Raw genomic sequence first — 25,750 nt, forward strand, 5'->3', positions numbered from 1 at the left:
ATGAAGGGCGGGCCGTAGGCCCGTTCCCTTCAGGGGCGCGGGGAACTGCGCGAGCAACCCCCACCCACCCGCACCCGCCCCACGCACCCCACACCCCCCGATCTATTGGGCGCACCCCCGCTCAAACGCCGCCCCACCTGCGAAAACCCCGCCCCACCACGGCACCCGGTGTCTCCGCCGAAGGCACCCCGTGCCGACTTTCTCGTGATCAAGAGGTTTTGCTCAAGAACCCTTTGATCGATCATCGATCAGCGGGTTACAGTCGCCGACGGGCTTCCACCGAAGCCCCAGCCCTGTCCTGCCAAAGACCAAGGGCACCCCCGAACCCTTACCGATGAGGGAACCCCCTTCGACTGAGGAAGGCGGCGCAATGACCGACCCCAACGCCATCCAGCCGAGCGCGCTCGACCAGCTCCCCGACCGGGATCCGGAGGAGACCGCCGAATGGCAGGCCTCGCTGGACGCCGTCACCAAGGCGGCCGGCCCGCACCGTGCCGCGTACCTGATGCGTCGCACCCTGGAGCGCGCCGAGGGCAACGGCATCGCGCTGCCCAAGCTGCTCGAGACGGACTACGTCAACACCATCCCCACCGCCGCCGAGCCGGGCGTCCCCGGTGACGAGGCGCTGGAGCGCCGCATCACCGCGTGGAACCGCTGGAACGCGGCCGCGATGGTGACCCGCGGCTCCAAGTACGGCGTCGGCGGCCACATCGCCACCTTCGCCTCCGCCGCCTGGCTCTACGAGACGGGCTTCAACCACTTCTTCAAGGGCAAGGAAGCCGACGGTTCCGGCGACCAGCTCTACATCCAGGGCCACGCCTCCCCCGGCATCTACGCCCGCGCCTTCCTCGACGGCCGGCTGAACGAGGCCCACCTCGACAACTTCCGCCGCGAGTCCGCGGGCAACGGCCTCCCGTCGTACCCGCACCCGCGGCGTCTGCCCTGGCTGTGGGAGTTCCCGACGGTGAGCATGGGCCTCGGCCCGCTCTCCGCCATCTACCAGGCGCGCTTCAACCGCTATCTCACCAACCGCGGCATCAAGGACGTCTCGGCCTCCCACGTCTGGGCGTTCCTCGGCGACGGCGAGATGGACGAGCCCGAGTCGACGGCGGCACTCGCGCTCGCCTCCCGCGAGGGCCTGGACAACCTGACCTTCGTCATCAACTGCAACCTTCAGCGCCTCGACGGCCCGGTCCGGGCCAACTTCAAGATCGTGCAGGAGCTGGAGGCCCAGTTCCGCGGCGCCGGCTGGAATGTGATCAAGAGCCTGTGGGGCTCGGCCTGGGACGAGCTGTTCCAGCTCGACACCACCGGCGCGCTCGTGCGCCGGCTGCGCGAGGTACCGGACGCGCAGGTGCAGACGTACCAGACCCGCGACGCCGCTTACATCCGCCAGGACTTCTTCGGCAAGGACCCGGCGCTCGTCGAGATGGCGAAGCTGCTGAGCGACGACAAGATCCTGGAGTGCTTCCACCTCTCCCGCGGTGGTCACGAGGCGCGCAAGGTGTACGCCGCGTACAGGGCCGCCGTCGAGTTCAAGGGCGCGCCGACAGTGATCCTGGCCCAGACCGTCAAGGGCCACACCCTCGGCGAGGGCTTCGCGTCGAAGAACGCCAACCACCAGATGAAGAAGCTCTCGGTGGACGAGTTCAAGACGATGCGGGACCTGCTCGACCTGCCGATCAAGGACAGCGACTTCGTCGACGGCGTCGTGCCCTACGGCCACCCGGGCGCCGACTCCGCCGAGGTCCGCTACCTCCAGGAGCGCCGCGCCGCCCTCGGCGGCCCCGCGCCGGCCCGCCGCGTCCACCCGGTGGCGCCGCTGCCCGCCCCCGCCGAGAAGGCCTTCGCCTCCTTCGACAAGGGCTCCGGCTCCCAGAACGTGGCCACCACCATGGCCTTCGTCCGCCTGATCAAGGACCTGGTCCGCGACAAGGAGACGGGCAGGCGCTGGGTGCCGATCGTCCCCGACGAGGCCCGCACCTTCGGCATGGAGAGCCTCTTCCCGTCCCTGGGCATCTACTCGCCCAAGGGCCAGACGTACGAGCCGGTCGACCGTGACCAGCTGATGTACTACAAGGAGGCCGAGAACGGCCAGATCCTCAACGAGGGGATCACCGAGGCCGGTTCGATGGCCGACTTCATCGCCGCGTCGACCGCGTACTCCACGCACGGCGAAGCGATGATCCCGTTCTACATCTTCTACTCGATGTTCGGCTGGCAGCGCACGGCCGACCAGATGTGGCAGCTCGGCGACCAGCTCGGCCGCGGCTTCCTCGTCGGCGCGACCGCCGGCCGTACCACGCTGACGGGCGAGGGCCTCCAGCACGCCGACGGTCACTCGCCGGTCATCGCGGCGACCAACCCGGCCGCCCTCACGTACGACCCGGCCTTCGCCTACGAGGTCGCGACGATCGTGAAGGACGGTCTGCGCCGGATGTACGGCGAGGCCGCGCCCGGTGAGGACCCGAACGTCTTCTACTACCTGACCGTCTACAACGAGCCGCTCCCGCAGCCCGCGAAGCCGGCCGGTCTCGGTATCGACGAGGGCATCGTCAAGGGCCTGTACCGCTTCAACACGGCCGAGTCCGCGGGCGTGACCGTCCCGGCGAACGCCCCGCGCATCCAGCTGCTGGGTTCCGGTACGGCCATCCACTGGGCGCTTCAGGCGCAGAAGCTCCTCGCCGAGGAGTGGGGGATCGCGGCCGACGTGTGGTCCGCGACGTCCTGGAGCGAGCTGCGCCGGGACGCCCTGGAGGCCGACGCGGCGCTGCTGCGCGGTGAGGAGCGCGTCCCGTACGTCCGCCAGGCGCTCCAGGGCGCCGAGGGTCCGGTGCTGGCCGTGTCCGACTACATGCGCCAGGTTCCCGACCAGATCGCCCAGTGGGTCGAGCAGGACTACTCCTCCCTCGGCGCCGACGGCTTCGGTCTCTCCGACACCCGCGAGGCGGCCCGCCGGCACTTCGGTGTCGACGCGCAGTCCATCGTCGTGGCGGCGCTCGCGCAGCTGGCGAAGCGGGGGGAGACCCGGGCGGCGGCGGTGAAGGAGGCCCGCGAGAAGTACGGGCTGTGAGGGTGTGGGGCGCCTTCTGAATGGGGGGCGCCCGTCGGACGGCGGGTGCGGGTGGTTCGTGGTTCCTCGCGCAGTTCCCCGCGCCCCTGAAAAGCGTCCGGGCTGCGCCCGTGCTTTTCATATGAAGGGCGGGCCGCAGGCCCATCCCTTCAGGGGCGCGGGGAACTGCGCGAACAACCCCCACCCCCCGTACCCGACAACGCACCCCCACCGCCCTCCCCCCGGAGGGCCCGGCATGATGAACGCATGCGCGCTGCCCGGCTCATCAAGATGGTGCTGCTTCTCCAGTCCCGCCCCTCCATGACCGCCGCCGAGCTGGCCCGTGAGCTGGAGGTGTCCGAACGCACGGTCACCCGGGACGCCCAGGCCCTCTCGGAGGCCGGTGTCCCCGTGTACGCGGATCGTGGGCGGGCCGGTGGCTACCGTCTGATCGGCGGTTACCGCACCCGGCTGACCGGTCTCGCCCGCAGCGAGGCCGAGGCGCTGTTCCTCAGCGGCGTTCCGGGTGCCCTGCGCGAGATGGGCCTGGAGGACGCCGCCTCCGCCGCCCGCCTGAAGGTGTCGGCGGCCCTCCTCCCCTCCCTCCGCGACGCCTCGCGCACGGCGTCCCAGCGGTTCCACCTCGACGCGCCGAGCTGGTTCAAGGAGCCGAAGACCCCGGAGCTGCTGCCCGTCGTCGCGGACGCCGTGTGGGACGACCGGCGGATCACGGCGCGCTACCGCAGGGGCGACACCGAGGTCGAACGGCGGCTGGAGCCGTACGGTCTCGTCCTCAAGGCCGGCGTCTGGTACCTGTGCGCCCGCGTCGCCGACTCCGCCGCCCCCTCGGTCCCCGGAGCCCGCCCCGGCCGCGAGGCTCCGGTCCGCCCCGACGCCCGTCCGGACACCGGCTCCGGCACCCGCTCCGCTCCCTTCCGTACGTACCGCATCGACCGGTTCAGCAGCGTCGAGGCCGAGGACGCCCGCTTCACACGTGACGAGGACTTCGATCTGCCGGCGTACTGGGACCATCAGGCGGAACGTTTCTCCCGCTCGATCCTGCACGCCGAGGTCGTCGTACGGCTGTCCCCGGAGGGCGTGCGGAGGCTGCCGCACGTCGTCGATCCCGTGTCGGCGCGGGACGCCCTCGCGGCGACGGACGACGCCCCCGACCCGCACGGCTGGGCGACCGTGACGCTCCGGGTCGAGTCGGAGGACGTGGCCCGCACCCAGCTCACGGCGCTCGGGGCCGAGGTCGTGGTGCTGGCACCGGAAAGCCTGCGGAGCCGTTTCGCGGAGGACGCGCGGCGGCTCGCCGAGCTGTACCGGGGAGCGGCGCAGGGCTGAGAGGGGCCGCACGGGCCCGTCGGGTCGGGCCGGCGGGCGTGGCCGATCCGTGGTCCTCCACGTGCGTCCGGCCCCCTGAGGCCCGATGCTGGACCCGTGATGGACGAGACGGAGTTCTGGGAGCTGGTGGACACGACCCGGGAGGACGCCGAGGGCGACCCGGAGGACCAGGCCGACCTGCTCGTGGAACGGCTCGGCCGACTGGACCCGGAGGCGGTGCTCGACTTCGCCCGCCACTTCGAGTCCCGCTACAACCGCGCCTACACCTGGGACCTGTGGGGCGCCGCCTGGGTGCTGCTCGACGGCGTCAGCGACGACGCGTTCGACTTCTTCCGGTGCTGGCTGATCGGCCAGGGCCGGGAGGTCTTCGAGGGCGCGGTGCACGACCCCGACGCGCTCGCCGATCTGCTGGACGACTTCGACGAGGAGATCGACGGCGACGGCGAGGAGTTGGGGTACGCCGCCGACGAGGCGTACGAGCAGCTCACCGGTCTCGTCGCGCCGGACCTCGGCATTCCGCCCGCGCCCGGCGAGCCGGAGGGCTCCCCGGTCGACTTCGAGGACGAGTCCGCGCTGGCCGAGCGCTACCCGAAGCTCTGGGAGCGTTTCAGGCCCTGAAGCCCCGGCTGGGGGTGCGCGGCAGACAGGCGGGGGTCTGCTCGGCGGTGTACGTCCGGGGCTCCTGGTGTTCCCCCTCGTGGCCGCGTGCCGGGTGTGCGGGCGCGGACGCCCCGTGCGGCGGGGCCGAGTTGGCGCGCTCCAGCGCCGAGGCGGTGACGGCGGACGGGCCGAGCACGACCACGGCGGCCGCGCAGGCCACCGTCCAGGGGCCGCGCAGGGCGGCGGACCAGGTGCGCCGCCCTGCGCGCGCCGGGCTCTTCGTACGGTCGCCGATCATGTTCCCCACCTCCGGTCGATGTGACACGACGACGGTAGGGCGGGGATCTTGGAGGAGTCTGTGGGACCGCGGCGGGCTGTCTGTGAACCTCACGGGATCCGGGCCGGCCGCGGGGCCGGGATCACGACCGGCCCTGGAGACGGGCCGCCAGTTCCCTGATGGCGGGCAGGCGTTCGGCGAGGGCCGCGCCCGGGCAGCTGGTCATGTAGCCGTCGCTGTGGCCCGCGAGGGTGGGCAGCAGGACGGTGGTCCCGGCGGCGTAGCGGCTGCGGCTGTTGCTGGAGGTGAGGCGCACACTGCCGCGCGGGTCGCTGTCGGAGAGGCCGAGTTTCCAGGCGACGAGGGCGGCGATCGCGTCGGTCATGGCCCGGGGGACGGGGACACCGGCGGTGAAGGTGCCGAGGGCGGCGATACCAGCCGTGCGGTGGTTGAAGCCCTGGGTGTGGGCGCCGGTGACGGGGCGGTCGACGCCGCCCGCACGGCCCTCGTAGATGGTGCCGCAGCGGTCGACCACGAAGTTGTAGCCGATGTCGTCCCACTCCCGGGTGCCGGTCTGGCCGGCGTACAGATAGCGGATGATGCGGGGCGCGTCGGCGCAGTCGTAGCCGTTCGGTGAGTCCGTGTGATGGATGAAGACGGCGGCGACCTGGTCGTCGTAGCGTGCGGGCGGCTGGCTGCGGCCGTCCCCGGCGAGCCAGCGGCTCCTCGGCACGATGGGCGGCCGGGGTGCCTGGTGCGTCTTGTGCGACTGGGAGGGCCGGGCCGCCACGGGGCTGGGAGCCCGGCCGCCCGAGCCGTCCACGCCGATCGCGCACAGCACCAGCGCGAGGACGGCGGCGACACCGGGCAGACAGGCCAGCGCCAGGAGGACGGGGCGCGACGGGCGGGGGAGCCCTCGCCGGGTGCCCCGGTGGCGGGCGGGCCGGGGGGCGGGTGCGGTCCGCGCGGCGGTGGCGCCGCGCGGACCCCGTATTCGCGCGACCGTGAGGCCGCGCGGAGTCCGTGTTCGGCGCCGCCCCGCACGGAGTGGCCGACGTCGTGGCGATCCCCGCGACTTCCGGAACACACGCATGCACCGAGCCTCACTCCGATGCGCCCCCGCCGCCCTGTGGGTTGCGCCACCCGGGTGAACGGATTGGAACCATCGTCCCGGTCCGGGTCGTTTTCACGATTCAGGCGGACGGGCGTACCGGTGGCCGATTCCCGCACGCCACCGGCGTGCCGTGCGGGCGTGACTGATCACTGCGCCCACCCCACGCGTACTACTGGGTCCCGAAAGAGAGAGGCGCTGGAGTGGACGTGCTCGACATCCTGCTGATGCTGGTGATCCTGGCCTACGCGGCGTCCGGTTACCGTCGCGGCCTGGTAGCGGGATGTGTGTCCCTCGCCGGTTTCGTGGGCGGCGCGGTGGTGGGCGTGTGGATCCTGCCGTGGATGATGGAGCTGGTCGAGCCGGGCACCCCCGCGGCGACGGTCACGGCGGTGCTCACCGTGCTGGTGCCGGGTGTGATCGGGCACGAACTGGCGGGCCGGCTGGCGCTGCGGCTGCGCCGCGAGATAGACCGCAGCCCGCTGCGCGTGGCCGACGGCATAGGCGGGGCGGCGGCCAATTCGATCGCCGTGCTCATCGTGGCGTGGGTGGCCGCGAGCGTCCTCGGGGCGTCCTCGTCGCCGCTGGTGACCAACTCGATCCGCAACTCCGCGCTGCTGGGCGCCGTGCAGAACACCATGCCGGACACCACTCCGACCTGGTTCTCCAACGCCACGTCCGCGCTGACCGAGGCGGGTTTCCCGCAGGTCTTCAACCCGTTCGAGAACGAGGCGACGGCCGAGGTCGCCAAGCCCTCCGGGGACAGTGTGACGGCCGCGGCGACGAACGCCGCCAAGCGCAGCACGGTCAAGATCGAGGGCGTCGCGGGGACGCAGGGCCGCGAGGGCAGCGGCTTCGTGTACGCGCGCGAGCACGTGATGACGAACGCGCACGTGGTGGCGGGCATCGACGACCCGAGTGTGCGGGTGGGCGGCGTGGGCCGGGCGTTCGAGGGGCGGGTCGTGCTCTTCGACCCGGAGAAGGATGTCGCGGTGCTCTATGTGCCGGGTCTGGAGGCGCCGGTCCTCCGCTTCGACGACACCGCCTCTCGGGGTGACGCGGCGGTCGTCGCCGGGTACCCGGAGGACGGCGGGCTCGACCTCCAGGCGGCCACGGTCGCCAGCCGCATCGACGCGACCGGCCGGAACATCTACAACACGGACGCGGTCACCCGCGAGATCTACTCGATCCGCTCCACCGTCCGCCCCGGCAACTCCGGCGGCCCCCTCCTCACCACCGAGGGCCAGGTCTACGGCGTCGTCTTCGCCCGCTCCACGTCCGACGCGGAGACGGGGTACGTCCTGACGGTCGACGAGGTCGCCCCCGAGGCGAACAGCGCGGCGAACGCGACGAAGGCGGTGGACACCGGGGAACTCGTCACGTCGTGAGCATGCCGGGGAGAGGGTGGGCTGGAGAGCGTTGGCGCCGTGCGGGGGTGGGCGGTTTCCCGCCGTCATGCGCGGCGCACGGTGGCACTCCCCTGTGACGCGGGTCAGGGCGGTGGCATGCCGTCGGCGTGGGCGTCACCGTGACGTCGCGTCAGAGGTGGACGCCCATCAGCACGTCGTCCACATAGGCCCCGTCGAGCAGGAACTCCTCGGGCAGGACGCCCTCCACCACGAACCCCTCGGACTCGTACAGCTTCCTGGCCGGGGTGTTGTGGCCGAGCACCCGCAGGGTGAGCCGCCGGGCGCCCCGGCCGCGCGCCTCCTCCAGCGCGGCCCGCACCAGCGCCCGCGCCACCCCGGCCCCGCGCGCCTCTTCCGCCACGGCGAGCCCCTGGATCTGGCGGACATGCGCGTTGCAGTCCAGCGAGGTGGGCCGGCCCAGTCGGAGGTAGCCGACCACGTCGCCGCCGAGTTCCGCGACGAGATGGTCGCCGGGGCCGAAGCGGTCGTCGAAGAACGGCTTGTACGGCTGCCGGGGGCGTTCCTGCACCGAGTGCAGCGTCGACCAGGTGGCCCGGTCGAGCCGGGCGAGCGCGTCCTCGTCGTCGGAGGTCGCGACCCGTATGAGGGGAAGCGGCATACGGACAACTGTACGGGGACGCACCGCGACAGTCCGGCGGCTCGGCCGGCCGCGGCGGGCCCGGTCCGTTGTTTCGCCGTACGGAGGGGCAGGATGGGGGGCATGGACACAGATGCGCCCGTGGCGCCCGGTTCCCGTGTGGTGATCGCCGGGGCGTCCGGCCTGATCGGTTCGGCGTTGGCCCGGTCCCTCACCACCGACGGTTACGAGGTACGCCGACTCGTGCGGCGTGCGCCGCGCTCGGCGGACGAGGTCCGCTGGGACCCGGAGGCCCAACAGGTCGACGCGGCCGGACTGGAGGGGTGCGCGGCCCTCGTGAACCTCGCGGGCGCGGGAGTCGCCTCGCGCCGCTGGACCGACGCGTACAAGGAGACGATCCGGCGCAGCCGGGTGCTCGGCACGAAGGTGCTCGCCGAGGCCGTCGCCTCCCTGGACGCACCGCCGAGCGTCTTCGTCGCCGGCAGCGCGATCGGGTTCTACGGCGACACGGGCGACCGGGTGGTGGACGAGTTGGCGCCGGCCGGGGCGGGGTTCCTGCCGTCGGTGTGCGTGGAGTGGGAGGCGGCGGCGAAGCCCGCGGCGGACGCCGGTGTGCGGACGGTGTTCGCGCGGACCGGGCTGGTCGTGGCGCGCGGCGGGGGCGCGTGGGGGCCGCTGTTCCCGCTGTTCAAGGCCGGGGTGGGTGGACGGATGGGCGACGGGCGGCAGTACTGGAGCTTCATCTCCCTCCATGACGAGGTCGCGGCGCTGCGCCACCTCATGGAGACGCCGTCGCTGTCCGGGCCGTTCAATCTGACGGCGCCCAGCCCGAGGACCAACGCGGAGATCACGGCGGCGATGGGCCGGGTGCTGCGTCGGCCCACGCTCCTCCCCGTGCCCGCGGCCGCCCTCCGCCTCGCCCTCGGCGGGGTCTCGTCCGACGTCCTCGGCAGTACGCGCGCCGTACCGACCCGGCTCCTGGAGTCGGGCTTCGTGTTCACGCACCCGGACATCGAGGCGGCGATCCGCGCGGCCGAGACGGACTGAGGCGACCCCGACCGCACGCGACGCCCGGTGCCTGGGCGCGGCCGGGTCGCGGCCGGCGCCCTGGGCGGACCGGGTCGCGGCCGGCGCCCTGGGCGGACCGGGTCGCGGCCGGCGCCCCTGGGCGGACAGGTTGTTGTCTGGCACCCCACGGGCGGACCGGGCTCGCGCCCAGCACCCCACGGGCGGACCGGGCTTGCGCCCAGCACCCCACGGGCGGACCGGGCTTGCGCCCAGCACCCCACGGGCGGACCGGGCTTGCGCCCAGCACCCCACGGGCGGACCGGGCTTGCGCCCAGCGCCCCACGGAGGGACCGGGCTTGTGCCCGGCGCTTCCGGGGCTCGCCAGGGGCCGGCGCGGACCCTCATCGCGAGCCCCCGGCCTCCCGGGTCCGCACCGCACCGGCCCCCCGGCCGAGCCGGTGGGGGTGGGACCAGGGAGGCGTCGCGGGGACGCCGGGCGCACGCACCTTCCCGGCATGCCCCCGTGCGAGGGTCGCGCGCGACTTCCCCGGTCAGCGCCGAGAACCGCACCCTCGTCCCGAACTCAGGTATTCCAGAAGGCGGTTGAGGGCATGACGTCCCCAGCAGCCGCGCGACCTCGGGAGGGGCACGTGCTTGAGTCGGTGTACCAATCGACGTACTCAGCGGACACGGAGACCGTGGACGTCATCGTCGTCGGAGCCGGCGTGGCCGGCCTCGCCGCGGCCGGACATCTGACCAGGGCGGGTCTGACGACCACCGTCCTGGAGGCCGCGCCCGCCATCGGCGGCCGGATGTCGACCGAGAAGATCGACGGCTTCCGCCTCGACCGCACCGCCCAGTTGCTCTGCACGTCCTACCCCGAACTGCGCCGCACGCCGGGCCTGGACACCCTGCCCCTGCGCCCGTTCGCCCCGGGAGTCCTGCTGTACGCCGACGGTCACCACCACCGGGCCGGCGCCACCCCGCCCCTACGGAGCGCAAGGGGCGCACTCACAGCCGCGCGCGCCCTCGCAAGCGCCCCCAGGCTGCCCCGGAACGGAGGCCGCGCACAGGGCCGCCTCCAGGCCCGGCCGGCGGGTGTCCGGCCGGGCCGGCTGGGCGCCCCGGCCGACCAGTCCCGGCTGGCCATGGCGCTGGCCCGACTGGCCGCGACCGCGCCGGAACGGCTCGCCACCCGCGTGGAGCTCCCGATCGCCGAAGCCCTCGCGACCCGAGGCTTCCCGCCCCGGACGATCGACGGTTTCGTACGGCCCCTGCTGGCCGCCCTGCTCGCGGACCCGGCCCTGCGGACCTCCAGCCGCTGTGCCGATCTGGCCCTGCACGCCTTCGCGACGGGCCGGTTGTGCCTGCCGGAGGGCGGCGCCGACACCCTCCCGGAACTGCTCGCCGCGGCCCTGCCGCCGGGCACCGTCCGTACCGGGGTCAGGGCCACCGCGATCAGCACGACCTCGGTGACGACGGCCGACCACGGTGAACTCCCCTGCCGGGCCGTGGTCCTGGCCACGGACGCCCGGTCCGCGGCCGAGCTGCTGCCGGGGCTGCGCGTACCGGACTTCCACCCGGTGACCGTGCTGCACCACGCCACCGACGAACTCCCGCCGGGCGAGGGGGCGCTGATCCTCGACGCCGACCGGGGCGGCCCCGTCTCTCACACGGCGGTCATCAGCCAGGTCGACCCGACCCGGGCACCGGCGGGCCGCGCCCTCATCACCTCCACGGTGCTCGGCACACCGCCGGACGCGGCCCATCTGGACGCCACCGTCCGCGCCCAACTGGCCCGGCTGTACCGCACGTCCACGGCCCGGTGGGAGCTGCTGGCGGTCCATCACGAGCCCGAGGCCGTGCCCGCGATGCCCGCGCCGCACGACCTGCGGCGCCCGGTGCGGCTGCTGGCCGGTCTGTACGTCTGCGGCGACCACCGGGACACCAGCACCGTCCAGGGCGCCCTCCACTCGGCGCGCCGGGCCGCCCACGCCGTCCTCACGGACCTGGACGCCCACCCGACACCCATGGAGGAGGCCCTCGAGACGGCCGCCTGACCGAGGCACGGCGAGGGGCGCCCGGAGGGTCTCCGGGCGCCCCTGAGCGTGCGGCACAGGGGCCGCCGCACGCCTCCTAACCCAGAGCGGCCACCTTGTCCCGGTAGCCCCTCACCGGGGCGGCGTCCCGGTACGGCTCCAGACGGCGCTCGAAGTCGCGGACGTACTCCACGGCGCGCACCGAACGCATCTCCGCGGCCTGCCCGGCGGCCTCCGCGCCCAACTGGCAGGCCTGGTCCAGCTCACCGAGCCCGAGGCGGGCGGAGGCGAGCACCACCCGGCAGAACAGGCGGCTGCGGGCGAAGGCGGGCGCCCTCAGCTGGAGCGACCGCTCGGCATGCTGGGCGGCGGCGCGGTACTGCTGGAGGTCGCGGTGGCTGTGCCCGAACTCGTCGGCGAGCTGGGCCTCGTCGAAGAAGCGCGCCCAGTAGGGGACCTCGTCGCCGGGGCGGGCGGCCTCCAGGGCCCGTTCGGCGCGGACCAGCGCAGCCGTGGAGGCCCGTACCTCACCGAGGACCGCGTGCCCGCGGGCCTCGACGGCGTGCAGCAGCGACTGCACGACCGGCGGCACGGCGGACCCGACGCCCTGCTGGGCGACGCGCGCGAGCTGCACGGCCTCCCGTCCGTGCCCCAGGTAGACCGCCTGCCGGCTCATCGTGATGAGGACGTACGCCCCGTACGCCCGGTCGCCCGCCGCCTGCGCCAGGCGCAGCGCCTGCACGAAGTACCGCTGGGCGAGCCCGTGGGCGCCGATGTCGTACGAGGTCCAGCCGGCGAGGCGGGTGAGGTCGGCGGCGGCCGCGAAGAGCCGTCGGCCCACCTGTTCGCCGTAGGCGCCGCGCAGCATCGGCTCGGCCTCGTGCTCCAGGTAGCGCACGAGGGCCTGGCGGGCGTGGCCTCCGCCGTAGGCGTTGTCGAGGGCGCGGAAGAGTTCGCCGACCGAGCGGAGGGCGGCGATGTCCCCGGAGGTGACCTTCTGGCCGGGGCCGCGCTCGGTCTGGCTGCGCTGCCGGGGGACGGCCGGGCGGCCCTGCGGGGGGACGCGGGTGGCGGCCGGGTCGCCCCGGCCCACCCGGTCGTCGGCGCGGCCGATCAGCCAGTCCCGGCTGGGGACGACGAGTCCGGCCGGGGTGAAGGCGATCTTCCGCAGTTCGGCGTGGCTGCCGGAGTCCTTGCGCCACAGACCGCTGACGATGTCGATGGCCTCCTCGGGGGTCGCGGCGAACTCCAGCCCCGCGTACACGGGGGCGCAGGCGTCGAGCCCGAGGTCCTGTGCGGTGAGCCTGCGGCCGAGGCGGCGGGTGAACACCTCGGCGATGAGCGCGGGCGTGGTGCCCCTCGGCTGCTGGCCTCGCAGCCAGCGGGTGACCGAGGTCTTGTCGTATCTGAGATCGAGGCCGTGTTCGAGACCGAGCTGGTCCACACGACGCGCTAGTCCCGCGTTGGAGAACCCCGCTTCTGCGATGAGGGCGGCGAGCTGGCGGTTGGGGGTGCGCTGCGCGGGTCGTTCCGTCATCTGCGGTGCGGTCTCCTGCCTTCCGGGTGTCGGCGCGGTGCCCGGATTGCCTGGTGAGAAGCCTTTGCGGCCTTGTGAACGGCGTGAATGTAGCGGAGAGTAAGCGCCCGATCGCACACTTCCGCGTCGGTTCATCCGATCGTGTGAGGATTGGCCGCATGGCTGACGGGGCGAAGGCGCGGCGTACGCCGGCGGTCGCCGCCCCGTGCGCCGCTGGGACGGCCGTCGAACATCGCGCGGTCCTACGGTCGTACAGTGGCGTGGGCGCGCCACGCGCCTGACAGAGCTATCGCGGTACCGCCGCACGGCCGTACCGCCGAGGGAGGCGCTTGCCGTGAGTGGGTTGCGGTTCGTCCGCATGGGGTTCGGCACGGAGGCCGTCGAGTACCAGGAGGCCTGGGACGAGCAGCGCCGGGTGCACGCGGCGCGCTTCGTCGACGAGGTCCCCGACACCGTGCTGCTCCTGGAGCACCCGCCCGTCTACACGGCCGGCCGGCGCACGGCCGACAACGAGCGCCCCCTGGACGGCACGCCCGTCATTGACGTGGACCGCGGCGGCAAGATCACCTGGCACGGGCCGGGCCAGCTCGTCGGGTACCCGATCCAGAAGCTGCCGCGCCCGGTGGACGTCGTGGCCCATGTGCGCCGCCTGGAGGAGGCCCTGATCCGCACGTGCGCCGAGTTCGGCGTGGAGACGACGCGGGTGGAGGGCCGCAGCGGGGTGTGGGTGCTGGGCGACCCCGTCGAGCAGCGTCTCGGCGGTCTCTCCCTGGACCTCGACCCCCGGATGCACGACGACGAGTTCGACCCCCGGCTCAACGGTCCCGAATACGCGCCCTCCAACGCGGGGCAGCGGCGCGAGGACCGCAAGATCGCGGCGATCGGGATCCGGGTGGCGAAGGGCGTCACGATGCACGGCTTCGCGCTGAACGTGAACCCCGACAACCGCTGGTTCGACCGGATCATCCCCTGCGGGATCCGCGACGCGGGCGTCGCGTCCCTCGCGACGGAGCTGGGTCGCGACATCACGATCGCCGAGGTCCTCCCGGTCGCCGAGAAGCACCTGCGGGAGGTACTGGAGAACGCGGACCTCCGGCCGAGGGTCGTGGAACGCGCGTCGGCGTGAGGTCCCGGCGGGCCGGGGGCCCGCCGCCCGGGGAATGCGACCCGAGAGCCGAAGGTTGCCCACCTCGGGGAGCGACAACAGCACGGGCGTACCCTGGGGTGCGCCGAAGAATCGAAGCTACAGGGAGCCGATGTGTCCGCAGTCTCACCCGACGGACGCAAGATGCTGCGCCTGGAGGTCCGCAACAGCCAGACCCCCATCGAGCGCAAGCCCGAGTGGATCAAGACCCGGGCGAAAATGGGTCCCGAGTACACCGCGATGCAGAAGCTCGTGAAGAGCGAGGGCCTGCACACGGTCTGCCAGGAAGCCGGCTGTCCCAACATCTACGAGTGCTGGGAGGACCGCGAGGCGACCTTCCTCATCGGCGGCGACCAGTGCACCCGCCGCTGCGACTTCTGCCAGATCGACACCGGCAAGCCCGAGGCGCTCGACCGTGACGAGCCCCGCCGCGTCGGCGAGTCCGTGGTCACCATGGACCTGAACTACGCCACCATCACCGGCGTCGCCCGCGACGACCTCCCCGACGGCGGCGCCTGGCTGTACGCCGAGACGGTCCGCCAGATCCACCAGCAGACCGCCGGCCGCGAGGGCGGCCACACCAAGGTCGAGCTGCTCGCCCCGGACTTCAACGCCGTACCGGAGCTGCTCCAGGAGGTCTTCGCCTCCCGCCCCGAGGTCTTCGCGCACAACGTCGAGACCGTCCCCCGCATCTTCAAGCGCATCCGCCCCGGCTTCCGCTACGAGCGCTCCCTGAAGGTCATCACCGAGGCCCGCGACTACGGCCTGGTCACCAAGTCCAATCTGATCCTCGGCATGGGCGAGACCCGCGAGGAGGTCAGCGAGGCGCTCAAGCAGCTGCACGACGCGGGCTGCGAGCTGGTGACCATCACCCAGTACCTGCGGCCGAGCGTCCGGCACCACCCCGTGGAGCGCTGGGTCAAGCCGCACGAGTTCGTGGAGCTGAAGGAGGAGGCCGAGGAGATCGGCTTCTCCGGTGTGATGTCCGGCCCGCTGGTCCGCTCCTCGTACCGCGCCGGCCGGCTGTACCAGATGGCGGTCGAGAAGCGCGGCACCTACGTCGCGTCGCAGGCCGTCTGACCGTCCCCCTCGGCCTGTGGGAGCTCACTTCCGAGCCCCCGCAGGCCGTCTCCCGGCGGCGATGCGCCGACACGCCGTACGGCCAGTCGAGTGGCACGGAGTGCCAGGCAAACGTGTGAATCTGAGCACAAGAACCTACTGGCCAGTAATGGCCAATTGTCCGCGGCCCTGACCGTTCTCCCAGATGGGGGCACTGTCAGGGCCGCGTCGACGTTTGAGCGCCGCCAATCCAGGCTTCATGGGCGTTTGACCGGTCGGTCACGCCCTGGTAACACCAATCAGTGACCCTGGTTTCACACCCGGTACAGACCCGCCCCGCTCACCCGATCCCTAGGGGGGACCTCATCATGCAGGCCGCACCCGTCCGCGCCACGGCGATCCCGTCGTTCACCGATGCACTCCGTGCCGTCGAGTCGCTGCTCCTCAGCAGCGGCCAGCGCACCGCCCGCCGCAACGCCTGGACCTCCGTCCTGGAGGACCGACGCCGCGCCAAGGACCGCGTCGAGACCGAGCGCGTCCTCGAGGCCGCCGTCTCCACGCGCACCTCGTGACGCACCACGGCTGACGCCCCACCCCGGCCACCCACGGCCCCGTGAGCGGGGGACGAGCCGACCGCCCGAAGGCTCGACCGCGATCCGCACCGCGGCCGCTCAGGCGCCGCACAGCGACCGCCGCTCAGGTGTCGCACCGTGGCCACCGAGGCCGCACACCGTGGCCGCTCAGGCACGACCCCGCACCACCGAGGCACACCGCCGCCGCCCGGCGCCGCTCCCCCCGCGTCGTCGCCGGTCACCGGACCCCACCGGCACCGCCGTCGTCCTCGCTTCCCCGGACACGTAGACTTCGTGCCATGGCGAGGAAGGAACCCGCAGCGGACGCTGCGAACCCCGGGCGACTCAAGCAGATCGCTCTGACGTACAAGATGACCCGCAGGGCCGACAAGAAGATCGGTCTTGTACTCGCGGCTGTCGGAATCATCACCTTCGGTGTCTTCCTCGCGATCGGTTTCTTGATCGGTCACCCCATCTATCTCGGCATCCTCGGCCTCCTGCTCGCCTTCCTCGCGACGGCGATCGTCTTCGGACGGCGGGCCGAGCGGGCCGCGTTCGGGCAGATGGAGGGCCAGCCGGGTGCCGCCGCGGCGGTGCTGGACAACGTGGGCCGAGGCTGGACGACCACCCCGGCGGTCGCGATGAACCGCAACCAGGACGTGGTCCACCGGGCCGTCGGCAAGGCCGGCATCGTCCTGGTCGCCGAGGGCAACCCGAACCGGGTGAAGAGCCTGCTGGCCGCCGAGAAGAAGAAGATGGCCCGGATCGTGGTGGACGTGCCGGTGCACGACCTGATCGTGGGCACCGGCGAGGGCCAGGTCGAGCTGAAGAAGCTCCGCACGACCATGCTGAAGCTGCCCCGCGTCCTGTCCGGCCCCCAGGTGACCGCCACCAACGACCGGCTCCGCGCCATGGGCGACCTGATGAGCAACATGCCGCTCCCCAAGGGTCCGATGCCCAAGGGCATGCGCATGCCGCGCGGCGGGAAGATGCGCTGACCTCCCCCGACTGACACCACTCCTCGTACGACGAAGGGGGCGCCCGGAATCCCCGGGCGCCCCCTTCTCGCGCGCGTAGCGGACGTGTCGCACGCGGCGACGCTAGATCCGCACCTCCACCGTCCGCGCCAGGCGGTCGTGGAGGCCGCGGCCGTCGCGGTCCCAGACGAGGGCGGGGAGGGCGAGGCAGAGCAGGACGCTGCGGACGACGGCGCGCCAGGGGTTCACCGTGCCGGTCTCCTGGGCGATCACCCGCAGGCCGAAGAGACGCTTGCCGGGGGTGAAGCCCACCGTGCCCAGGGTGAGGACGTGGAGCAGGAGGAAGATGAGCAGGGCCCAGTTGCTGGTGGCCTGGTCGTAGCCGTCGGTGATCAGGCCGTATGCGATCAAGAGGCACAGCCCCCAGTCGACGGCCAGCGCCCCGAGACGGCGGCCCGGGCGGGCGATGGAGCCCGGCCCCTGCTCCGGCAGACCGAGCTGCTCGCCCCGGTAACCGAAGTCGACACCCGCGTCCTCGGCGGCCGCGCGGGGGCCGGAGAGCCACGATCCGATTGCTTGCCTCTTGTCCACCCGAACACCGTACTGCGACCGTTCTGCCATTCGGACAGGTGGGGTCACGTACGGGATGTCCGGTTAACTTGTGCGAAACAAATGGGTCACGTACGAGAAATCACCCGTCCCTAGGGTCGAGAGCAGCGTGTGCCACCGCACTGGCCGCACGAACGAACTACCACCCCGGCGGGATGGTCGGGAGTAGGAGGAGCTGGATGTTCCAGAACGCCGACGAGGCCAAGAAGTTCATCGCGGACGAGGACGTCAAGTTCATCGACGTCCGCTTCTGCGACCTGCCGGGCGTGATGCAGCACTTCACGATCCCGGCCGAGGCCTTCGACCCGGCCGAGGAGCTGGCCTTCGACGGCTCCTCGATCCGCGGCTTCCAGGCCATCCACGAGTCCGACATGGCGCTCCGTGCCGACCTGTCCACCGCGCGCGTCGACCCGTTCCGCCGCGACAAGACGGTCAACGTCAACTTCTTCATCCACGACCCGATCACGGGCGAGCAGTACTCCCGTGACCCGCGCAACGTGGCGAAGAAGGCCGAGGCGTACCTCGCGTCCACCGGCATCGCCGACACCGCGTACTTCGGCCCCGAGGCCGAGTTCTACGTGTTCGACAGCGTGCGCTTCAAGACCTCGGAGAACGAGTCCTTCTACCACATCGACTCCGAGGCGGGCGCCTGGAACACCGGTGCGCTGGAGGACAACCGCGGTTACAAGGTCCGCTACAAGGGCGGCTACTTCCCGACCCCGCCGGTCGACCACTTCGCCGACCTGCGTGCGGAGATCTCGCTGGAGCTGGCCAAGTCCGGTCTCCAGGTCGAGCGCCAGCACCACGAGGTGGGCACCGCCGGCCAGGCCGAGATCAACTACAAGTTCAACACGCTGCTCGCCGCGGCCGACGACCTCCAGCTCTTCAAGTACATCGTGAAGAACGTGGCCTGGCGCAACGGCAAGACCGCGACCTTCATGCCGAAGCCGATCTTCGGTGACAACGGCTCGGGCATGCACGTCCACCAGTCGCTGTGGTCGGGCGGCTCCCCGCTCTTCTACGACGAGGCCGGTTACGCGGGCCTGTCGGACACCGCCCGCTACTACATCGGCGGCATCCTCAAGCACGCCCCGTCGCTGCTGGCCTTCACCAACCCGACGGTGAACTCGTACCACCGTCTGGTGCCGGGCTTCGAGGCCCCGGTCAACCTGGTGTACTCGCAGCGCAACCGCTCCGCGGCCATGCGTATCCCGATCACGGGTTCGAACCCGAAGGCCAAGCGTGTCGAGTTCCGCGCGCCCGACTCCTCCGGCAACCCGTACCTGGCCTTCTCGGCCCTGCTGCTCGCGGGCCTCGACGGCATCAAGAACAAGATCGAGCCGGCCGAGCCGATCGACAAGGACCTCTACGAGCTCGCCCCCGAGGAGCACGCGGGCGTCCCGCAGGTCCCGACCTCCCTCCCGGCCGTCCTCGACTCCCTCGAGCGCGACCACGAGTTCCTCCTCCAGGGCGACGTCTTCACGCCGGACCTGATCGAGACGTGGATCGACTACAAGCGCGCCAACGAGATCGCGCCGCTCCAGCTGCGTCCGCACCCGCACGAGTTCGAGCTGTACTTCGACGTGTGATCGGCGCCTGAGCGCGTACGTTCGGTCGGCGCCCCCGTCCTGGCTTTCCAGGGCGGGGGCGCCGTCGTATGGTTTCCTGCACGACTGTTCGATGGACAACGGGGAGACACGGGGATGACCGAACAGGACGACAGCGAGCGGGAGTTCGACCTTCGGTGGGCGGACAACGCCGAGCACAAGGAGCCCTCCGCGCGGGCCCGGATGCTGGCCGCGCGCTGGAAGGAGAATCCGCCCGCGCCGCAGCCCTTCCGCGCCGATCCCGGCCCGCGCGCACCGCGCCGGTCGTCGTGGGTGTCGACGCTCGTGGTGTTCGGCTGTGTGGCCGGGCTGATCGCGTTGATCGGCTACCTCAACTACCGGTCCTCGTACTGAACCCGTCCCCCGCCGCCGGCCCCTGGAGCCGTGGCCGCCGCCCGAGCGCACAATGGAGGGCGGGACGGGTGCCTGCCTGAGTGCGGGGTGGTACGGATGTCGAACCGGTTCCGGAGTGATCCCCGGCTGACCGCGCGGATGACGATCACGTTGTTCCTGCTCGGGTTGTTGTACGTGCTGTTCGCGGCCGCGTTGATCGCGTTGCTGAAGTCGTGGGTGCTGGTCGTGGCGGCCGCGGCCCTGCTCCTGGGGGCGCAGTACTGGTACTCCGACCGGGTCGCCCTGTACGCCATGCGCGGGCGGGTCGTGGAGGCCGAGGAGTATCTGCGGCTGCACGGGGCGGTGGACCGGCTGTGCGCGGTCGCGGACGTCCCGAAGCCCCGGGTCGCGGTGGCGGACATGGACATGCCGAACGCGTTCGCGACCGGGCGGAACGCCGATCACGCGGTGGTGTGCGTGACGACCGGGCTGCTCAGAAGGCTGGAGCCGGACGAGCTGGAGGGTGTGCTCGCGCACGAGCTGTCGCATGTGGCGCACCGCGATGTCGCCGTGATGACGATCGCCTCGTTCCTCGGGGTGCTGGCGGGACTGGTCGTGCGGTTCGCGTTCTACTCGCACATGTTCGGCGGGCGCAGGGACCAGAACACCGCCGTCGTGTTCAGCGTGGTGATGGGGGTCGCGGCCGCCGTGTACGTGCTGAGCTTCCTGCTGATCCGTGTCCTGTCCCGGTACCGGGAGCTGGCCGCCGACCGGGCGGGCGCGCTGCTCACCGGGCGTCCCTCGGCGCTCGCCTCCGCGCTGACCAAGGTCACCGGCGACATGGCGCGGATCCCGACCCGGGACCTCAGGATTTCGCAGGCGTTCAACGCCTTCTACTTCACCCCCGCCCTGGGCGACCACCCGCACCTGGCCCGCTTCTTCGCCACCCACCCGCCTCTGGAGCAGCGGCTCGACCAGCTCGGCAGGATCTCCGTGGAGCTGGGTCAGGCCCCCGCGTCCGGGCCGGGGAAGGCGGGCTGAACCGCCATGGGGCTGCTGGACGTGCTCCTCGGCCGTACGAAGCCGGTGCCGCCGGACCTGGACCGGCTGTTCGCCCTTCCCTCCGCCGCGGTGACACTGGAGGCCGCGGCCTCCCTCACCCCGACCGGGACCGGCGCGGTGTGCTTCGCGTCGGTGGAGGGCGCTGCCTTCGACGACGTACGGCGGGAGGTGCGGGCGCTGCTCAAGGCCGACACCGACGCCGCCGGGGGCGAGGAGCGGGACGCGGCGGGTGTCGAGGCCGTGCGGGACGAGTACGGGTACTCCTGGCTCGTCTGCCGGCGGCGGCCGCAGGAACTGCCGGACCTGGTGGGTGATCTGCACACGGTCAACAGCGCCCTGGAAGGCGGCGGGTTCGGGCCGCAGCTGCTGTGTTCGATGGTCGGGTTCCGGGGCGGTGACGACAGGGAGCGGCGGCTGGGGCTCGTCTACCTCTACAAACGCGGCACGTTCTATCCGTTCGCGCCGCTGCCGGGCGAGGCGGACCGGCGGGACAACGCGCTGGAGCTGCGGGTCAGGGCGGTCCTCGCGGAGGACCTGCGGATCGAGCCCGACCTGCGCCGATGGTTCCCCCTCTGGGGTGCCCCGGGGCTGTGACCGCCCCGGGGCACGGGCCGCTACCTACTTGCCGCTCTTCTGCCGCTCCTGCCGACGGGCCTCGAAGGGCCGCTCACGGCGGTAGCGGCGCTCCCACTTCGCCTGCTGGTCGCGGCGCTCGCGGTAGGCCCGGTAGGAGGCGGGCTGTGCGCCGCCGCTCGACGACGACGGCGACGACGTCGAGCCGCCGCGGGTGGTGCGGCCGTGGCGGATGTACAGGTAGAGCAGCCCGACCGCGGCGAGCCAGAGCAGTTCGTTCGAGAAACCGAGGACGACCAGGACCGCGGTCGCCGAAAGGATCAAGGTGCCCATGGCGGGCCTCCTTGGGTGGGCGTGGATGGTGGCAGCGATGCCCGTCCCGCACGGTCCGGTGCCGGACGCTCGGCTGCGCCCGTCCAGGATGCTGGGCGGGCTGATCCGCCCGCATCCGAATATCGCGGACGGTGGGGCGTCCGGAGGCCGTCGGAGGGGTGGTGGTCGGTGGTGGAGGGGTGATTGTCAGTGGTGTCCGGGAGGATGGGCGGACGGGACGACTGGTGTTCGGGTGGAGGCGGCGGCATGGGGGAAGCGCGGCGGTATGTCGGAGTGGCCGAGCGGCGGGCGCGGCTCGGGGTGGGGCAGCGATTGGCCGGATCCGTGCGGGCGGCGGGGCCGGAGGAGGTCGCCGACTCGCTGGTGGCGCTGCATGGCTCGGACCCGGCGACGGTGTACCTGGCGGTGGGCGCGCGGCTCGCCGAGCCGGCGCGGACCGTGGCCGACACCGAGCGGGCGCTGTACACGGACCGGACCCTGGTGCGGATGCACGGCATGCGGCACACCGTGTTCGTGTTCCCCGCCGGTCTGACGGCCGTGGTGCACGCCTCGACCGGCATCACGGTCGCCGCGAGGGAACGGGCCGCGCTGCTGAAGGACATGGCGGCGGCCGGGGCCCCGGACGCGGCCTGGCTGAAGGAGGTCGAGGAGTCGGCGCTCACCGCGCTGGCCCGGCGCGGTCAGGCGACGGCGGCGGAACTGGCCGAGGACGAGCCCCGGTTGAGGGAACGGTTCGTGTACGCGGCCGGAAAGCCCTACGAGGGGATGCACACCGTCTCGACGCGGCTGCTGAGGGTGCTGGGCGTGGAGGGCCGGGTGGTGCGGGGCCGGCCGCTCGGTTCGTGGACGTCGAGCCAGTTCCGCTGGGCCGTGGCCCCCGCGCACCCCGAGCTGGATGTGGCGGAGGCGCAGGCGTCGCTCCTCGGGCGGTGGCTGGCGGCGTGCGGTCCGGCGACCGAGGCCGACCTGAAGTGGTGGACGGGCTGGCGGGTCACCGAGGTCCGCCGGGCGCTCACGGCGATCGGGGCGCGGGCCGTGACGCTGGACGAGGGCACGGGGTACGTGGTCGCCGGGGGCGAGGAACCGGTCGCCGCCCCGGCCGAGCCGTGGGCCGCCCTGCTGCCGGCCCTCGACCCGACCGCGATGGGCTGGCGGGAACGCGACTGGTATCTGGCGCCGGACATGCTCCCCGCCCTGTTCGACCGCAGCGGCAACGTGGGTCCGACGGTGTGGTGGAACGGCCGCGTGGTCGGCGGCTGGGCCCAGCGGGCGGACGGCGAGATCGTGTGGCGCCTGCTCACGACGGAGGGGATCGGTACGGAGGCCCGCCGGGGGATCGCCGAGGAGGCCGAGCGGTTGCGGGCGTGGGTGGGCGAGACGCGGGTCACGCCGCGCTTTCGGACGCCGGTGGAGAAGGAGTTGGGCGCCTAGTAGCTCGGGGGTGCGGGTGGGTTCGGCGGGTGCGGGTGCCTTGTGGTTTCTCGCGCAGTTCCCCGCGCCCCTGAAGGCTTCGGGCCTGCGGCCCGGCCTTCAGCCCGAAAAGCACGGGGCCCAGCCCCGGTCGCGTTTCAGGGGCGCGGGGAACTGCGCGACCAGCCCCCACCGACCCGCACCCGCCGAACCCACCCGCACACCGGACCGCGGTGCCGGGCGCCCCAAAAGAAGCGGCGCCCGGCACCCCCGGCTCACTTGGGCGGGCACTCCTTCCACGCCAGGTGGTAGATCGTGCTGATGTCGCCGTCCGTCGAGTCCATCGTCATGAAGCTCGTGCTGCTCGCCGGCGACGAACCCCGGCTGACACGCAGCTCCGTGTTGATGTTGAAGTTGCGTTCGACACCGCACGGCGCCCACACCAGCTGGCCCCAGTCGGTCTCGTCCGTGGCCTGCCAGTTGTCCTCGCGCGGGCCGTTGAAGACGTGGGTGCGGGCGGCCGTGTCCGGGGAGCCCTGGAAGTAATACGAGGCCTTCTGCGTGCCGCTGGCGCCGCGTTGGAGTGAGGCGAAGCCTCGGTAGTCGACGCTCGCGATGGCGTACGTGAAGCCGCCCGGCACATGAACCCTCAGGTTGAGCTGGCAGTTCTTGCGGAACGCCGTGGAGGGCGCGCCGCCGCCGACCTGGGCGAGGTAGTCGCTGTAGGTCACGGTGAACGCGGTGTTGTCCGGGGAGACGGCGACCGCCGTCGTGCCCTGGGGACAGCCGGAGCCGTTCACCGTGGCGACCTTGATGATGATCTTGTCCGGCGGCGGGTTGTCGAAGGGATCCGTCGCGTGCGCGGGAAGCGCTCCGGCGAACAGGGCGGCCACGGCGCCACCCAGGAGGAGACCACGAACCATGGGGGGTTCTCCCATCATAGGCATGCACATGTCAATAGACATGCGCGACGTCCCCGCACACCTGTGAAAGAGCTGTGAAGGCTGCGGGGCGACCGCATCGTATGGACCCCTGGCGGGCACGGCTAGAGCGATCTCCGGCCAACCCTGGCGGCCGGAGATCGCCCTTTTCCAAGACCCCCGCCCCCAGCACCGCCGACGCGCCGTTTCCACCCCGGCGATCCCCCGCGCCCCGCGGCGATCCACGGTCCCAACGCACCGGTGCCGCCCACCCCGAGGGGCGGACGGCACCGGAAGGCCGAGTCAGCGGGCCGGCGTCAGCGGCAGTACCGCATCAGCGCCCGGACCATGTGGCACGTGGTGTCCGACGGCGGGTGCACACCGATCACCTCGGCGGTGGTCCGGATCGTCTCGTTGCGCGCCTGGTTCGGCATGTAGACACCGGAGTCCAGCAGGGCGATGGCCAGACGCATCGCCTTCAGACGCCGGTTGTGCGTGATGTACCACTCCCGCGGACGGCCCGGCGGCAGTGTGTGCTTCACGACGGGCTCGTACGGCAGGTCGAGCAGGACGGGATGCTTGACGGTTGACTGGGTGGGCAGCGGCTTCGACTTCAATGCGGCAGCGGGCACGGACATCCTCCTGTCGCGGTCTGGGCGCCGCCGGAAATCCCCCGTCGGCCACCCTCGAACACTGCTTCTATTTTACTACCCCCCACTGACAATCGCCCCTGGCCAGAAGGCGTTTGAGTCGTTCTGTGACAGGGGTGGAACACGGGTTTTCGAGGGCCCCGGGACGCCCTCCGGCAGGCCGGGAGCAGTTGGCTACGGTGGGGCCATGGAGATCTGGATCAACCCGGCCTGTTCCAAGTGCCGCAGCGCCATCAGCCTGCTCGACGCGGAGGGTGCCGACTACACCGTCCGCCGCTATCTGGAGGACGTCCCGAGCGAGGACGAGATCCGTGGGGTCCTCGACCGGCTCGGGCTCGAACCGTGGGACATCACCCGCACCCAGGAGGCCGCCGCGAAGGAGCTCGGCCTCAAGGAGTGGGCGCGGGACGCCGCCACGCGCGACCGGTGGATCGCGGCCCTCGCCGAGCACCCGAAGCTGATCCAGCGGCCCATCATCACCGCGGAGGACGGTACGGCGGTGGTGGCCCGCACGGAGGAGGCGGTACGGGACGCGCTGTCGCGGTAGGCGCAGCCTCGACCGCCCCACCCCCGACCGCCCCCGACTCATGTGTGACGCAGGTTACTTCGGAGACTGGCGTAACCGTTGAGTAACCTCGTTCGGTATCTCGTACATAGCGGCGTACGCTCCCCTACCTCTCAGGAGGCGCGAATGTCGCGCAGGAGAACTCTCAGTACGAAGAAGAAGATCGCGCTGTTCGTCAGTGCGGCGGCGGTGGCGGGTGGCGGGGCCTTCACCATGGCGGCCACCTCGAACGCGGCGCAGACCGCGGCGGATTCCAGCGTCTGCCAGGGTCTCGCCACCGCGCTCGGCAACAACCAGAAGTTCATCGACGGCCAGCGGGCCGCCCCGGACGCGCAGTCCGAGGCACGGATCGCCAACCGCGAGGCCGTCATCAAGCAGATCAAGGTGCAGCAGGAAGCGTCCGGCTGTGTGGTCGGGGAGTCGGCTCAGGGCTCCCAGGCGGCACAGCCCGCGCAGCCCGGCGGCGCGGAGACCGGGGGGTCGGCTCAGGACCCCCAGGGCGACGAGGCCGCAGGGAACGCGGGCGGCGCCGGGAACGCGGGTAACGCCGACGGTGCCGGCGACGCGGGCGGCGACGGCGGTGCCGGGGGCGGCCAGCAGGTCTGCAACGGGTCCACCGTCACGCTCTCCGGTGAGGGCGGCGCCCCGGCCGCGTCCAGCAACCAGTTCCCGGCCGGAACGAAGCTGAAGGTGACCAACCTGGACAACAACAAGTCCACGACCGTGGAGGTCACCTCGGTCTCCGGCAGCTGTGTCCTGCTGAACAACTCCGCGTTCGAGCAGGTCAGGGAGCCCGGCAAGTTCCTGATCCGCCGGGCGCTGATCGAGAAGGTCGGCTAGAACGACGACGGCCGGCCCCGCTGTTCCCGCCGGGGAGCAGCGGGGCCGGCCCCGTCGCGGGTCCGGCCGAGCCGGGTCGGGGGTCGGCCACCGTACGGAGGGGGTGGCCGGCCTCGCG

25 protein-coding genes are annotated in these 25,750 nt (G+C 72.2%); 17 read left to right on the plus strand and 8 right to left on the minus strand.

The genetic code is table 11. The annotated features are described in order from the left end of the window. The first annotated feature begins 370 nt into the window (after positions 1–370). The 3 genes from aceE to SMA5143A_RS08720 all read left to right on the plus strand — a co-directional run bounded on the left by aceE (position 371) and on the right by SMA5143A_RS08720 (position 5,017). The gene (gene aceE, locus SMA5143A_RS08710; RefSeq protein WP_107462328.1) at positions 371–3,073 is read left to right on the plus strand and encodes a pyruvate dehydrogenase (acetyl-transferring), homodimeric type; all 2,703 of its coding nucleotides are present in this window, start codon (positions 371–373) and stop codon (positions 3,071–3,073) included. A gap of 246 nt (positions 3,074–3,319) precedes the next feature. After that, complete coding sequence (locus SMA5143A_RS08715) at positions 3,320–4,399, plus strand: helix-turn-helix transcriptional regulator (protein ID WP_107462329.1); 1,080 nt, start codon at positions 3,320–3,322, stop codon at positions 4,397–4,399. Positions 4,400–4,498: 99 nt separating this feature from the next. After that, on the plus strand, positions 4,499–5,017 hold the full coding sequence (locus SMA5143A_RS08720; protein ID WP_107462330.1) for a DUF4240 domain-containing protein: 519 nt from the start codon (positions 4,499–4,501) through the stop codon (positions 5,015–5,017). Here SMA5143A_RS08720 and SMA5143A_RS08725 read toward each other — a convergent pair. Beyond that, the gene (locus SMA5143A_RS08725) at positions 5,007–5,297 is read right to left on the minus strand and encodes a hypothetical protein (protein WP_107462331.1); all 291 of its coding nucleotides are present in this window, start codon (positions 5,295–5,297) and stop codon (positions 5,007–5,009) included. The genes SMA5143A_RS08720 and SMA5143A_RS08725 overlap by 11 nt on opposite strands. Positions 5,298–5,418: 121 nt before the next feature. Next, a complete protein-coding gene (locus SMA5143A_RS08730) occupies positions 5,419–6,162 on the minus strand; it encodes a peptidoglycan recognition protein family protein (RefSeq protein ID WP_107462374.1) in 744 nt (247 codons plus the stop codon). A 428-nt stretch (positions 6,163–6,590) separates the two neighbouring features. Here SMA5143A_RS08730 and SMA5143A_RS08735 point away from each other — a divergent pair, with 428 nt between their 5' ends. After that, the gene (locus tag SMA5143A_RS08735; RefSeq protein ID WP_107462332.1) at positions 6,591–7,775 is read left to right on the plus strand and encodes a MarP family serine protease; all 1,185 of its coding nucleotides are present in this window, start codon (positions 6,591–6,593) and stop codon (positions 7,773–7,775) included. A 151-nt stretch (positions 7,776–7,926) separates the two neighbouring features. Here the strand turns inward: SMA5143A_RS08735 and SMA5143A_RS08740 are convergent, their stop codons facing one another. After that, positions 7,927–8,415 (minus strand): GNAT family N-acetyltransferase, encoded by a 489-nt coding sequence (locus SMA5143A_RS08740; RefSeq protein ID WP_107462333.1) that lies wholly within the window; start codon positions 8,413–8,415, stop codon positions 7,927–7,929. Between the two features lie 102 nt (positions 8,416–8,517). Here SMA5143A_RS08740 and SMA5143A_RS08745 point away from each other — a divergent pair, with 102 nt between their 5' ends. Both SMA5143A_RS08745 and SMA5143A_RS08750 read left to right on the plus strand, forming a co-directional pair. After that, a complete protein-coding gene (locus SMA5143A_RS08745) occupies positions 8,518–9,441 on the plus strand; it encodes a TIGR01777 family oxidoreductase (protein ID WP_107462334.1) in 924 nt (307 codons plus the stop codon). A gap of 611 nt (positions 9,442–10,052) precedes the next feature. Then, positions 10,053–11,462 carry an NAD(P)/FAD-dependent oxidoreductase gene (locus tag SMA5143A_RS08750; protein ID WP_107462335.1) on the plus strand — a complete coding sequence of 470 codons (1,410 nt, stop codon included), beginning with the start codon at positions 10,053–10,055 and terminating at the stop codon, positions 11,460–11,462. A gap of 76 nt (positions 11,463–11,538) precedes the next feature. Here the strand turns inward: SMA5143A_RS08750 and SMA5143A_RS08755 are convergent, their stop codons facing one another. Continuing rightward, a complete protein-coding gene (locus tag SMA5143A_RS08755) occupies positions 11,539–12,978 on the minus strand; it encodes a regulator (RefSeq protein WP_099963954.1) in 1,440 nt (479 codons plus the stop codon). Positions 12,979–13,312: 334 nt separating this feature from the next. Between SMA5143A_RS08755 and lipB the strand changes: the two genes are divergently transcribed. The 4 genes from lipB (at position 13,313) to SMA5143A_RS08775 (ending at position 16,751) form a co-directional block, all read left to right on the plus strand. Further along, positions 13,313–14,104 (plus strand): lipoyl(octanoyl) transferase LipB, encoded by a 792-nt coding sequence (gene lipB / locus SMA5143A_RS08760; RefSeq protein ID WP_107462336.1) that lies wholly within the window; start codon positions 13,313–13,315, stop codon positions 14,102–14,104. Between the two features lie 132 nt (positions 14,105–14,236). Then, positions 14,237–15,202 carry a lipoyl synthase gene (gene lipA / locus SMA5143A_RS08765; protein WP_055537037.1) on the plus strand — a complete coding sequence of 322 codons (966 nt, stop codon included), beginning with the start codon at positions 14,237–14,239 and terminating at the stop codon, positions 15,200–15,202. Positions 15,203–15,549: 347 nt separating this feature from the next. Next, positions 15,550–15,753, plus strand: coding sequence for an SCO2195 family GlnR-regulated protein (locus SMA5143A_RS08770; RefSeq protein ID WP_107462337.1), 204 nt, complete (start codon positions 15,550–15,552; stop codon positions 15,751–15,753). 299 nt (positions 15,754–16,052) lie between these two features. Continuing rightward, the gene (locus SMA5143A_RS08775) at positions 16,053–16,751 is read left to right on the plus strand and encodes a DUF4191 domain-containing protein (RefSeq protein WP_055715441.1); all 699 of its coding nucleotides are present in this window, start codon (positions 16,053–16,055) and stop codon (positions 16,749–16,751) included. A 102-nt stretch (positions 16,752–16,853) separates the two neighbouring features. Here SMA5143A_RS08775 and SMA5143A_RS08780 read toward each other — a convergent pair whose 3' ends face one another. Continuing rightward, positions 16,854–17,321 (minus strand): RDD family protein, encoded by a 468-nt coding sequence (locus SMA5143A_RS08780; protein ID WP_107462338.1) that lies wholly within the window; start codon positions 17,319–17,321, stop codon positions 16,854–16,856. 197 nt (positions 17,322–17,518) lie between these two features. On the opposite strand from SMA5143A_RS08780, the gene glnA reads away from it, so the two are divergent. The 4 genes from glnA (at position 17,519) to pspAB (ending at position 20,935) form a co-directional block, all read left to right on the plus strand. Beyond that, on the plus strand, positions 17,519–18,928 hold the full coding sequence (gene glnA / locus SMA5143A_RS08785; protein ID WP_055514748.1) for a type I glutamate--ammonia ligase: 1,410 nt from the start codon (positions 17,519–17,521) through the stop codon (positions 18,926–18,928). Positions 18,929–19,042: 114 nt separating this feature from the next. Next, a complete protein-coding gene (locus tag SMA5143A_RS08790; RefSeq protein ID WP_107462339.1) occupies positions 19,043–19,300 on the plus strand; it encodes an SCO2583/SCO2584 N-terminal domain-containing protein in 258 nt (85 codons plus the stop codon). Positions 19,301–19,396: 96 nt separating this feature from the next. Further along, positions 19,397–20,320 carry a zinc metalloprotease HtpX gene (gene htpX, locus SMA5143A_RS08795; protein ID WP_107462375.1) on the plus strand — a complete coding sequence of 308 codons (924 nt, stop codon included), beginning with the start codon at positions 19,397–19,399 and terminating at the stop codon, positions 20,318–20,320. A gap of 6 nt (positions 20,321–20,326) precedes the next feature. Beyond that, complete coding sequence (gene pspAB, locus SMA5143A_RS08800; RefSeq protein ID WP_107462340.1) at positions 20,327–20,935, plus strand: PspA-associated protein PspAB; 609 nt, start codon at positions 20,327–20,329, stop codon at positions 20,933–20,935. Positions 20,936–20,959: 24 nt separating this feature from the next. Here pspAB and SMA5143A_RS08805 read toward each other — a convergent pair whose 3' ends face one another. Next, a complete protein-coding gene (locus SMA5143A_RS08805) occupies positions 20,960–21,247 on the minus strand; it encodes a hypothetical protein (protein ID WP_107462341.1) in 288 nt (95 codons plus the stop codon). A gap of 246 nt (positions 21,248–21,493) precedes the next feature. Between SMA5143A_RS08805 and SMA5143A_RS08810 the strand changes: the two genes are divergently transcribed. Further along, entirely contained in the window at positions 21,494–22,678 is a 1,185-nt protein-coding gene (locus SMA5143A_RS08810; protein ID WP_107462342.1) for a winged helix DNA-binding domain-containing protein, read from the plus strand. Positions 22,679–22,932: 254 nt separating this feature from the next. Here the strand turns inward: SMA5143A_RS08810 and SMA5143A_RS08820 are convergent, their stop codons facing one another. Then, the gene (locus SMA5143A_RS08820; protein WP_107462344.1) at positions 22,933–23,580 is read right to left on the minus strand and encodes a DUF4360 domain-containing protein; all 648 of its coding nucleotides are present in this window, start codon (positions 23,578–23,580) and stop codon (positions 22,933–22,935) included. Positions 23,581–23,894: 314 nt separating this feature from the next. Continuing rightward, the gene (locus SMA5143A_RS08825) at positions 23,895–24,209 is read right to left on the minus strand and encodes a hypothetical protein (RefSeq protein WP_099964905.1); all 315 of its coding nucleotides are present in this window, start codon (positions 24,207–24,209) and stop codon (positions 23,895–23,897) included. 205 nt (positions 24,210–24,414) lie between these two features. Here SMA5143A_RS08825 and SMA5143A_RS08830 point away from each other — a divergent pair, with 205 nt between their 5' ends. Together SMA5143A_RS08830 and SMA5143A_RS08835 are read left to right on the plus strand one after the other, a co-directional pair. Further along, positions 24,415–24,774 (plus strand): arsenate reductase family protein, encoded by a 360-nt coding sequence (locus SMA5143A_RS08830; protein WP_107462345.1) that lies wholly within the window; start codon positions 24,415–24,417, stop codon positions 24,772–24,774. 144 nt (positions 24,775–24,918) lie between these two features. After that, positions 24,919–25,632, plus strand: a complete 714-nt coding sequence (locus SMA5143A_RS08835) for a hypothetical protein (RefSeq protein WP_107462346.1) — start codon at positions 24,919–24,921, stop codon at positions 25,630–25,632. The last annotated feature ends 118 nt before the right edge of the window (positions 25,633–25,750 follow it).

Source organism: Streptomyces sp. MA5143a (assembly GCF_900290235.1).
In the GTDB taxonomy this organism is placed as follows: domain Bacteria; phylum Actinomycetota; class Actinomycetes; order Streptomycetales; family Streptomycetaceae; genus Streptomyces.